The organism is Pelatocladus sp. (genome assembly GCF_059505505.1).
Genome location: NZ_JCACKS010000200.1, coordinates 44,498 through 55,338, shown reverse-complemented (window position 1 = coordinate 55,338; position 10,841 = coordinate 44,498). Strand labels below are relative to the sequence as shown.

The following is a 10,841-nucleotide window of genomic DNA, read 5'->3' as shown; positions in this document are numbered from 1 at the left end:
CAAGGTAATGTCTCTGTTTTCCTTTCCTCAAATACTACTAGCTAGGCAGTTACATAAATTTTGGGAAAGAGGAGCGATCGCTTCTCTGAATTATTGCCACTTCCAGGCGGGAGATTGTTAAAATTCTGATATCTTCATCACTACCTACGCAGAAAGCCTAAAAAAAGCGATCGCTATGTCTGAGTACCCTCAATTAGAAAAAACGCTGAAATATCACTTCGGTTACGATAACTTTCGCCTTGGACAAAAAGAAATTATCGAAAATGCGCTTTCTAATCGGGATTTGATGATTATTATGCCCACAGGCGGCGGAAAGTCGTTATGCTTTCAACTACCAGCACTGATCAAAAAAGGTGTGACAGTAGTAGTGTCACCTTTGATCGCTTTGATGCAAGATCAAGTGGAAGCACTGCGAAAAAATGGTGTAGCGGCGACATTTCTCAATAGCAGTCTCAACTCTTACCAGACGCGATCGCGTGAACAATACATTATCCAAGGTAAGGTTAAATTACTCTACGTTGCTCCAGAACGTCTTGTCAGTGATAGATTTCTACCATTTCTAGATTTAATTCATCATCAAGTTGGTATTTCTGCGTTTGCTATTGATGAAGCGCACTGTGTTTCTGAGTGGGGACACGACTTTCGTCCAGAATATCGCAAATTAATTATACTGCGAAAACGTTACGCTGACGTGCCAACTTGGGCATTTACAGCTACCGCCACTGATCGCGTCCGTCATGATATCATCCAGCAACTAGGGTTAAAAGATCCCAGCATTCACATCGCCAGCTTCAACCGCCAAAATCTTTACTACGAAGTTCGTCCCAAAAAAAAGAATGCTTACGCCGAACTCCTAGAACTAATTCGCGATTCTGAAGGTTCGGGAATTATTTACTGTTTAACCCGCAAAAAAGTTGATGAAATCACCTTTAAACTCCAACATGATAAAGTCTCTGTCCTACCTTACCACGCTGGTTTGACAGACGAAGAACGAAGTAAAAATCAGACTCGCTTTATTCGTGATGATGTGCGAGTCATGGTAGCAACTATCGCCTTTGGTATGGGTATCAATAAACCAGATGTACGGTTTGTGATTCACTTTGATATACCTCGTAATTTAGAAAGTTACTATCAAGAATCAGGTAGAGCGGGTAGAGATGGGGAGACTTCACGTTGTACACTATTTCTCAGCTATGGTGATGTCAAAATTATCGAATTTCTCATCAATCAAAAAAGTGAACCACAAGAACAGTTAATAGCTAAACAACAATTGCGACAGATGATAGATTATGCCGAAGGTACAGACTGTCGCCGCACAATTCAACTTAGTTATTTTGGCGAACGTTTTCCGGGAAATTGTGATAATTGTGATAACTGTCGCTATCCCAAACCAATGCAGGATTGGACAGTGGAAGCGATGAAATTTCTCTCTTGTATCGCCCGTTGCAAAGAAAAATTTGGCATGGGTCATATTATAGATGTTCTGCGGGGAGCGAAAACCCAAAAAGTTGCTCAATACGAACACGAAAAACTATCTACCTACGGTATCGGTAAAGATAAAAGCTTGGAAGAGTGGCGAATGCTGGGACGTTCTTTGTTACATCAAGGTTTAGTAGAACAAAGTACTGATGGTTACGCCGTTTTAAAACTGAACCCCTTGAGTTGGGAAGTCATGCGACGACAGCGCACCGTTTCGATTGCTGTCACCGTCACACAAAAGATCACTTGGACTGAAGATAATGCTAAAACCGTAGAAGCAGAAATGTTATTGCAGAGGTTGCGATCGCTACGGAAACAACTAGCAGATGAACAGTCTGTTCCACCTTATGTAATTTTTCCTGATTCAACTCTTAAATTAATGGTTCAAGTCAAACCCCAAACTAAAGATGCATTTAGTCAACTTTCCGGGGTAGGTAGCCATAAACTGAGTCAATATGGTGATAAATTTATTGCCGAAATTCGCGCATATTGCCAAGAAAACAATTCTCCAGAACAAAAACTGAACCTTCCATCTGCTTCTAGCTCGCTTTCCGCTACAGAATTACAAACTTTGCTGTTATATCAACAAGGTTTAAATATCTCAGAAATTGCCGAAAAACGCAACCTGCGCTCAACAACAATTTTTAGTCACCTCTGCGATTTAATTGAAAAAAATCAACCCATAGACTTAAATCATTTAGTACCACCAGAAAAACAGCAAAAAATCTTGCAAGTGTTAGAAATTCTGGGAGATATTGCCCTTACCCCAATTAAAGAATATCTTGGCGATAGTTATAGCTTTGAAGAAATTCGTCTAGTTAGAAGTAAGTGGCGAAAAAAGAGCCGTAAATGAAAATTGGAAATAAATTTAAAGCCTCTCTCCTTTTAGGAAAGAGGTTTTCCAGATATCGTGAAAAGTCAGAAACATATCTAAATTAATGGCTTAGGACGGCAAATTAGCTACTTCCGTGGTAGTTTCGGTTTCTTGCATCTTTACCTGTGCTGGTGTTGATGAGGTGTGTTTAGTCTTGGTTGCCAATATTATAGATAAAAGCTTGGGAAAGACAATACAAATCACTGTACTAATTAAAGTCAGTAATAAGCCATCTATTAAACTCATATCTAAATCTCCTTTTTGAAATTTGTATCTATATGCTCTATTTTTAAACTAAATTTCTCAGATTGATAGAGTATATGGGTTTGAATTTCTTTTGGTTAATATAAGCTCTTTTTAATTTTAATTTTAATTTTAGTTTTAATTTTTATTAAGATTTGAACTCTATTTTAGAGTATTGTAAAAGGCAATAAAATAGTGTAAATTTGAAGCGGCCGTTGTTTTTAGTATTCCATAAACTTTAAAAGGAAGCAAGATTAAACTCTAAATTTTAAGTTATATCATTTCCATATGAAGATGCATAGAAAGAACCCCACCACCTTCGGCACCTCCCCTTGGTAAGGGGAGGTTGGGAGGGGTTAAAATAATGTGCAGCTTCATATTTAATTGGTATTAGACATTAAACTAGTACCGCTTCCTTGTAAGTCACGATAAGAAAGCAGCAGTATTTCGGCGATTTCCTTTTACTTTGATTCTCAAAGAATCACGCTCTGATTCGACCGTATCGCCACTTAGATTAAAGATTGACCCCGGTGCAAATGTCACGGGTATTGCATTGGTTAACGATACTAATGGCGAGGTTGTTTTTGCTTCCGAATTGGAGATGTCTAAAGGTTTAAACTCTTAGCTGTACATTGAAAAAATTGAGATGCTCCCTTCGTATTATCTGTTGGTGTTGATTTCAAACATAATTTATTAAGCAACTATCACTTCAGTTTGGAGAACATCTAGCACAGAAACGAGGACTAAATTTACACGATGGACTACCTGTTAGCGCATAAGATGTACAAAAAGGAAAGCTAGTAAGTTTATGTTGAGTTTTCCTGGGAGTAGAAGCTTTCTGCAATAGCTTAGTTGGCTTGATTTTTAGATTGGTAATGATACTTAAAAGCCGAGGAAATGTTAGGCAGGTAATGGTGCTAATTAGAGTCAGCAATATAGCATCTATGCGATCCATAGGTAATCACCTCTTCCTTTTTGATGGGGCTTGGATAACAGGCGTCTATTGTTTTTAGTTAGTAAAAAAACTTATTGAAACCAACTAAAAACCTAAGTTGGTATTGCTTTTCGTTTATCTTGTTTAATCATACTATAGATTTTTTTATATATCTACATCAAATCTTCAAAAATTTTTCAGACAGAATAAATTGTGTATATTCAGGTTTGCTACTTTGTCCTGATTGCAGCATAAGCTGGAAAAACAAACTATTGATTACTTAGCCTAGAGTGTTATGTCAAAAACTTTTGTAGAAAATGCTTTTCTTGCCAATATCACTGCACAAGAACGCCAAGTGACTAAGGATTTGCCAGATTATTCTGGCGTGGAGTCATTACCAGAAATTTGGCCTTTAGCGGCACAAAGATTTGGTAACATTGTTGCCGTTCGTGATCCTCATGCTAAACCAGAATTAGTGTTCACATATACTCAACTAAACCAGCAAATTCAACAGTTTGCAGCTGGATTACAAGCGTTGGGAGTACAAGCAGGCGATCGCATTTCTCTGATTGCTGACAATAGTCCCCGTTGGTTTATTGCTGATCAGGGAATTATGGCAGCTGGGGCGGCGGATGCGGTGCGGAGTTCCCAAGCCGAAACAGAAGAATTACTCTTCATTTTGACTAATAGTGGCAGCACAGCGCTCGTAGTGGAAGATGTCAAAACACTTAACAAACTACGCGATCGCCTGCATGATTTGCCGATTCAATTTGTGATTGTACTCAGCAACGAAGCATTACCAGAAGCCGAAACCCCCAAGCTCTATACATTTACCCAGTTGATGGAAATTGGTGCGAAGCATTCCTTGCAACCAGTCAAACGCAAACCTCATGATTTGGCTACCCTAATTTATACCTCTGGAACAACGGGTAAACCAAAGGGTGTAATGCTGACTCATCGTAATTTGATGCATCAAATCGTAGCTATCCCAGTAGTTGTACAACCCCAACCCGGAGATACAGTTTTGAGTATTCTCCCCACTTGGCACAGCTATGAGCGTAGTTGCGAATATTTCCTACTTTCTGTCGGTTGTACTCAAGTTTATACCAACCTCCGCTCCATCAAGCGAGATTTAAAAGAATATAAACCTCATTACATGGTAGCTGTACCGCGTCTTTTAGAATCTATTTATGAAGGAGCGCAAAAACAGTTTCGTGAACAACCAGCTTCTCGACGACGCTTGATTAACTTCTTTTTTGGCATAGGCGAAAAATATATTAAAGCGCGGCGGACTTTGACAGGATTGGATTTACAAAATCTTAATCCTGGCATGGGCGATCGCTTAACAGCTAGTTTACAAGTTGCCGCTTTATCGCCTCTGTATAGCTTGGGAGAAAAACTAGTTTATAGCAAAGTCAGAGAAGCAACTGGCGGACGAGTCAAACAGATGATTAGCGGCGGTGGTGCGCTTCCCAAACATGTAGATGACTTTTTTGAAATTCTTGATGTCGAGATTTTGGTGGGCTATGGTTTAACAGAAACTTCCCCTGTCACCCATGCACGGCGTTACTGGCGGAATTTACGTGGTGCAGCTGGGCAAGCTATACCAGGTACAGAAACAAAAATAGTCGATCCAGAGACTAAAAAAGCGCTACCAACGGGAGAAAGGGGGTTAGTATTACTGCGGGGGCCACAAATCATGCCAGGTTATTACCAAAATCCCGAAGCCACAGCCAAAGCAATTGATCCAGAAGGTTGGTTTGATAGCGGTGATTTAGGTTGGTTAACACCAGAAAATGACTTAGTTCTGACCGGACGAGCCAAAGATACGATTGTATTAACGAATGGGGAAAACATCGAACCGCTACCAATAGAGGATGCTTGTTTGCGATCGCCCTACATCGATCAGATTATGCTGGTTGGGCAAGATTGTAAATCTCTGGGTGCTTTAATTGTTCCTAATTTGGAAGCCTTAGAAAAATGGGCAATTTCTCAGAACCTCCAACTAGATATAAAGGATGAAAATGTTACTTCCCCTACCAGTCAAAAAATAAACCTGGAGAGTAAAATAATCCAGGATTTATTTCGGCAAGAACTGAATCGGGAAGTGCAAAACCGTCCAGGTTACAAACCAGATGATCGCATCGGCCCGTTCAAGCTGATTCTTGAGCCATTTTCGATGGAAAATGGCATGATGACCCAAACTCTGAAAATCAAGCGGCATGTCGTGATGCAGCATTATCACGATATTATTAACGGAATGTTTGCCTTATAAGTCCACTGCAAACTATCAAAAAACGTGAACTCTTTTATGGATGTCTCCAAAACTCAACTGCTTTTAAAGCGCGTCGTCAACATTAAAGCCATTGTCACTCCCTTGTGGAAAGAGGAAGTGCAACAGCAACTGCAAGCGCAAATTAATCAAATTGACCAGCAATTGCAACAGTTGGACATCCAAGGGCAACGGGCAGTAGCAGAAGTACAAAAGCAAAATTTGCAACCACCCGGACCCCAAGCCCTCCAACAAATTGAAAGCATTCAATACCAGGTCAACCAAAAGAAAAGCGAACTGCTAGAGCAAAAAAATCAAAGCCTGCAAAATCTCCAGCAAGTCCAGCTTTTAGAGTTAGACCAAGAAGTCAATCAATTTCAGATGGAAGGCTTTTTCCGTGTGGAACCAGGGGATAACTTAATTAGTAAAATGCAGGTCGAAGTTGTGCTACGCGATGGTGTTGTAGAAGAAATTCGCGGCGACGTTTAAACTCAGTCAGCAGTTAATAGTTAACAGTTAACAGTTAACAGTAAGCAAATAAACCTGGTAACTGATAACTGTAAAACTCCTTACACCACACTTGGTTCCTCCTCACTGCTTGCTCCTCATTGCTCGCTGTTGTCGTGTAAGTGTATCTACTGGCAAATTACCTTGATCAAATGTTGTTGATCCTGGTTTGAGAAACATTTCTCTTGGGAACCAGCCCAAACAATTTGCCACAGAGGAGGAGAACTAGCCAACAGCGATCGCCCGAAGCTGGTCAATTCAACTCGGTACTTGACAGTGCTGATTTCTGTGTTACCAGAATCATCAGTTTGAACGATTGTTACCAACGCCTGGTTCGGTTGCGGGTAATATACCTCTACCTTCCGCCTTCCTTGTTCTGCTTCACTGTTATCAAAAGCATCAAGAGCCAGAGCAGCCGGGTCAGTACCTTGGAGAACAGACTTAATACTGTCTAAAGGTATGGTTTTATACTTAGCGCGCCCAGGATTAGTCACAATCTCCTGAGCAGCAGCTACGGCGGCAGAATGCTGCTGTGGTTTAGTGCTATTGATGATCAGTGCATTTTGCTGGCGATTGTTTAGATACACTCCAGCGATCGCAGTGGCGAAGATACTTAGTACCAAAATTACCAAAATCTTCAACTTTGCCGACATAAAAAAGTTAAAAAGAACTTTCAAACAGTTGATCTATCACTTTTGCATTTTAGATTGAAGAATTACTCTATTTCCTCTCACTTTTGAGTAATTATTCTGATGTAAGCAGCCGTGATAAGAAATACAAATTAATAGACTCCCAGGTAATAGAATAGTTCCTCACGTCGGTCGTCAAGATACAATTCGATCTGGCATTAATTTTGTTAAAGTCTATAATTTATCGATTTGCCAAACCCCATTATGAGCATTTACGAAGTATTCATGCCCGCGCTTAGTTCCACAATGACCGAAGGAAAAATTGTCTCCTGGGTAAAATCTCCGGGCGACAAAGTGGAAAAAGGCGAAACAGTGGTGGTTGTCGAGTCGGATAAGGCAGATATGGATGTGGAATCCTTCTATGAAGGATATCTGGCTAACATCCTTGTGCAAGCTGGTGAAACTGCACCAGTGGGAGCTGCGATCGCCCTGTTAGCAGAAACTGAAGCCGAAATTGAAACAGCCAAGTCTCAAACTCAAGGCGGCGGCACTGCAAAACCTGAAATGACTGCTACTACAGCTCCCACAAAAACCGCAGATCCAGCCGCTTCTTTCACACCTGTCTTGGCGACTCAAAACGGCTCTACCCATAGCTCTGGGCGGCTTGTAGCTTCACCTCGCGCCCGCAAATTGGCTAAAGAACTCAAAGTTGATTTGAATAACATTTCTGGTAGTGGTCCCCACGGTCGTATTGTTGCTGAAGATGTAGAAGCAGTAGTCGGTAAAGCTAGCCCCCAACCTGCTACGGCGATTTCCATTACCCCACCAGCAGTTGTGACACCAGTGGTAACTGCACCAGCTACAAAACCAACACCAGTTCCCACGCCAGTAGTTGCCGCAGTTCCGGGTCAAGTAGTGCCTTTGACTACCTTACAAAATGCTGTAGCACGCAATATGGTTACTAGCTTATCAGTGCCAGTGATCCATGTAGGTTACACAATCACTACTGATGCCCTGGACAAGTTATATAAACAAATTAAATCAAAGGGTGTAACCATGACTGCGCTGCTGGCAAAAGCCGTAGCGGTGACACTGCAAAAACACCCACAAATCAATGCCAATTACTCAGACCAAGGTATTGTCTATCCTGCTAGCATCAATGTAGCTGTCGCCGTAGCCATGGATGATGGCGGATTGATCACACCAGTGTTGCAAAATGCTGATCAGATGGATATTTATTCTTTGTCCCGTACCTGGAAGTCTTTAGTAGAAAGAGCAAGAGTCAAAAAGCTGCAACCAGAAGAATACAGCACTGGTACATTTACACTGTCAAACTTAGGGATGTTTGGTGTCGATAGATTTGATGCAATTTTACCGCCCGGACAAGGTTCAATATTAGCGATTGGTGCATCTCGCCCGCAAGTCGTCGCTACAGCAGATGGTATGTTTGGAGTAAAACAACAAATGCAAGTAAATATGACTAGTGATCACCGTATGATCTACGGCGCTCATGCTGCGGCGTTCTTACAAGATTTAGCGAAGTTGATTGAGACTAATCCACAATCGTTGACTATGTAAGGAAAATTGAGGTGAAAATCCTGTTTTAAGAGCAAAATAAAGACTTGGGGTTTTGACTCTCCAAGTCTTTTTGATTCTGAGACTGGAAACATCAATGCGATCGCGTTTCCACGAAATTTTTCACATATTCTTGAACAGCGCTTTTTTGCGGTTGATTTTCTTCTAAAAAGTAATAGCTATGGGGTTCGTTCTTAGCAATAACTCCATTGACTACTTGACCCAAGACATTCTGACCAGACTTTTCTAAAATTTCTATAGCAGTAATAGCATTAACAGAATCTGCTATCCCTGGTCGAACTACCAACAAAACACCGTCACTCATTTGACCCAAAATAGTAGCATCAGCAGCAACTGTTAATGAAGGAGCATCAATAATTACAAAGTCATAGTTAGCAGCAAAACTATCAATTAACCCAGCCATTTTTTGAGAGTCAAGTAAGGAAACTGAAGAGGAAGACAATACGCCAGCAGTAAGAACATCCAAATAATTCATGACGGTTTTGACTGCTGTCTTAAATTCTATCTGTCCACAAATTACATTGCTCAGACCTTCATTATTTGTCAATTTCCAGATTTTATGCTGAATTGGATGCTCTAAATCTCCATCTACCAGTAATACTTTACGCTCCATCTGAGCCATTGCCATTGCTAAATTAGCAGCTACTGTTGATTTACCTTCTCTTGGTACGGAACTAGTAACAACAATAACTTTTAATTCTTTATTAGCACTCATAAATTGTAAATTTACCCGCAGCATCCGGTAGGCTTCACTCATTGGAGAACGAGTCAAACTTGGAATCAAAAGCCTTTGATTATAAAACTCTGTTGTCTCTCGCGCATTTATCGTTTTTTTTAACTTACTAGAAGTAGGAATAACTCCCAATGTAGTTAATCCCAATAATTCTTTTGCTTCGTCAACAGTCTTAATTGATTTATCTGTTGCTTCCAAAAAATAAATATTTGCCAAGGCTGCCAAACTGGCGACTACACCTGCACTCAGAAATATAATTGCACGAGAAGTCACAGGTTCTTCTGGAATAATGGCTTCGGAAATAACGCTGGCATTTCCAACATTTTGATTTTCTGCTATTTGGCTTTCTTGCAACTTTTGTAATAGAAGTGAGTAAGTAGATTGTGCAGCTTGTACTTTACGTTCTAATTGACGCTGTTGTTGTTCCAATCTTGGCAGATTATTTAACCTTTGCTTATATTCAGCTTGCAAGTTAGATAAAGCAGTCGCTTGATTTACTAAACCCAGACGAGTTGATTCTAATTCTAGAAGCTTTGCTGATATTTGCTGTTGCAACTGTCCCAATTGAAAATTATTATTTTGGTTTTGAGAATTCTTTCCTGCAACATTTTTGACCCGTTGTCGCAGTATACTTTTTAAAGAAGTTAATTTATCTTCTAAATTTACAATTTCTGGGTGATTGTTCTGTAAAATATTGCGTCTAGCTGCTAGTTGTGATTCTAGCTGTTGAATCTCTTTAAGGATATCTTGCACACCTGAATTTTGACTGAGGGAAGTCATAATTACCGCCTGCTGAGAATTCATATCTAATTGCTTGCGGATTTCTTGGGACTGTGCCTCGACCTCAGCAATTTGAGATTGAGTTTGACTAATTTGTTTTTGTAAATCTGTAATAATTTCTACACCTTTGGTTGCTTCTTCATTTAAAGAAACAATTTTGTACTTTTCTTTAAAATTTGCTAACTCAGCTTCTGCTTGGCGAACAATTGACTCAGCTTTTGGTAATTGTTTGCCTATAAATTTGCGAGCCGCAGTAGCTTGAGTTCTGTTCGCAAATATGTTGTTTTCTAAATAGATATTTATGAGAGTATTGACAACTTTTGCAGTTGTTTCAGGATTAGTATCTTTATAGGAAATTTGTATAACGTCGGCTCCCCTAACATCTGAAACATTAAGCTTTTTCAGAAAAGGTTTAATTTTTAAGGGTTTACCTTGATTATCTGTTAGATTCAGTTGCTTGATAGTTTTTTGCACAATTGGTACAGATCGTATCACTTCTGCCTCGGTATTGAGAGGACTAGTTTTATTATCTTGTACTACTGGTTGTAATGTGCCTATTTCTGTTCCTAAACTTGTAAGAGTTGAAGTAGCATTTGTTCTTTGAAACTTGAGCTTTCCTTCTGCAACATAGGAAGGCTTTTTCAAAGATGCAATTAGCAGTGAAATTATAAATACAGTGAGAAAAACTATTAAGCTAGGCGACCAGCGTCGCTTTATGATTTGCCAATATGTTAGAAAAGATAAGTTAGATTCTTGTAATTCCATGATCAATTTTTTGTTTTTGGTACTCCAAT

General features: G+C 39.9%; 7 protein-coding genes and 1 pseudogene. 5 read left to right on the top strand and 3 right to left on the bottom strand.

Going from position 1 to position 10,841, the window contains the following annotated elements:
* Positions 1 to 175 precede the first annotated feature (175 nt).
* Complete coding sequence (recQ, locus tag AC5JMK_RS15545) at positions 176 to 2,332, top strand: DNA helicase RecQ (protein WP_495910498.1); 2,157 nt, start codon at positions 176 to 178, stop codon at positions 2,330 to 2,332.
* 90 nt (positions 2,333 to 2,422) lie between these two features.
* On the opposite strand, the gene AC5JMK_RS15540 is transcribed toward recQ, so the two are convergent.
* A complete protein-coding gene (locus tag AC5JMK_RS15540; protein ID WP_495910497.1) occupies positions 2,423 to 2,599 on the bottom strand; it encodes a hypothetical protein in 177 nt (58 codons plus the stop codon).
* Positions 2,600 to 3,023: 424 nt separating this feature from the next.
* On the opposite strand from AC5JMK_RS15540, the pseudogene AC5JMK_RS15535 reads away from it, so the two are divergent.
* From AC5JMK_RS15535 to AC5JMK_RS15525, 3 genes and pseudogenes are all read left to right on the top strand, one after another.
* Positions 3,024 to 3,197, top strand: a pseudogene (locus AC5JMK_RS15535) (RRXRR domain-containing protein); the annotation flags it as partial.
* A gap of 628 nt (positions 3,198 to 3,825) precedes the next feature.
* Positions 3,826 to 5,805: an AMP-dependent synthetase/ligase gene (locus AC5JMK_RS15530; protein WP_495910496.1), complete on the top strand. Its 1,980-nt coding sequence runs from the start codon at positions 3,826 to 3,828 to the stop codon at positions 5,803 to 5,805.
* Between the two features lie 36 nt (positions 5,806 to 5,841).
* On the top strand, positions 5,842 to 6,291 hold the full coding sequence (locus tag AC5JMK_RS15525; RefSeq protein ID WP_096676567.1) for a YlqD family protein: 450 nt from the start codon (positions 5,842 to 5,844) through the stop codon (positions 6,289 to 6,291).
* A gap of 146 nt (positions 6,292 to 6,437) precedes the next feature.
* Here AC5JMK_RS15525 and AC5JMK_RS15520 read toward each other — a convergent pair whose 3' ends face one another.
* Positions 6,438 to 6,962 (bottom strand): hypothetical protein, encoded by a 525-nt coding sequence (locus tag AC5JMK_RS15520; protein ID WP_495910495.1) that lies wholly within the window; start codon positions 6,960 to 6,962, stop codon positions 6,438 to 6,440.
* Positions 6,963 to 7,202: 240 nt separating this feature from the next.
* Between AC5JMK_RS15520 and AC5JMK_RS15515 the strand changes: the two genes are divergently transcribed.
* Entirely contained in the window at positions 7,203 to 8,516 is a 1,314-nt protein-coding gene (locus tag AC5JMK_RS15515; RefSeq protein WP_096676569.1) for a dihydrolipoamide acetyltransferase family protein, read from the top strand.
* Positions 8,517 to 8,607: 91 nt separating this feature from the next.
* Here AC5JMK_RS15515 and AC5JMK_RS15510 read toward each other — a convergent pair whose 3' ends face one another.
* Entirely contained in the window at positions 8,608 to 10,812 is a 2,205-nt protein-coding gene (locus AC5JMK_RS15510) for a GumC family protein (RefSeq protein WP_096676570.1), read from the bottom strand.
* Between the last annotated feature and the right edge of the window lie 29 nt (positions 10,813 to 10,841).

Bases quoted from the DNA above. Each gene is read 5' to 3' on its own strand.
- recQ (WP_495910498.1), top strand. From the start codon at position 176: ATGTCTGAGTACCCTCAATTAGAAAAAACGCTGAAATATCACTTCGGT.
- AC5JMK_RS15540 (WP_495910497.1), bottom strand. From the start codon at position 2,599: ATGAGTTTAATAGATGGCTTATTACTGACTTTAATTAGTACAGTGATT.
- AC5JMK_RS15530 (WP_495910496.1), top strand. From the start codon at position 3,826: ATGTCAAAAACTTTTGTAGAAAATGCTTTTCTTGCCAATATCACTGCA.
- AC5JMK_RS15525 (WP_096676567.1), top strand. From the start codon at position 5,842: ATGGATGTCTCCAAAACTCAACTGCTTTTAAAGCGCGTCGTCAACATT.
- AC5JMK_RS15520 (WP_495910495.1), bottom strand. From the start codon at position 6,962: ATGTCGGCAAAGTTGAAGATTTTGGTAATTTTGGTACTAAGTATCTTC.
- AC5JMK_RS15515 (WP_096676569.1), top strand. From the start codon at position 7,203: ATGAGCATTTACGAAGTATTCATGCCCGCGCTTAGTTCCACAATGACC.
- AC5JMK_RS15510 (WP_096676570.1), bottom strand. From the start codon at position 10,812: ATGGAATTACAAGAATCTAACTTATCTTTTCTAACATATTGGCAAATC.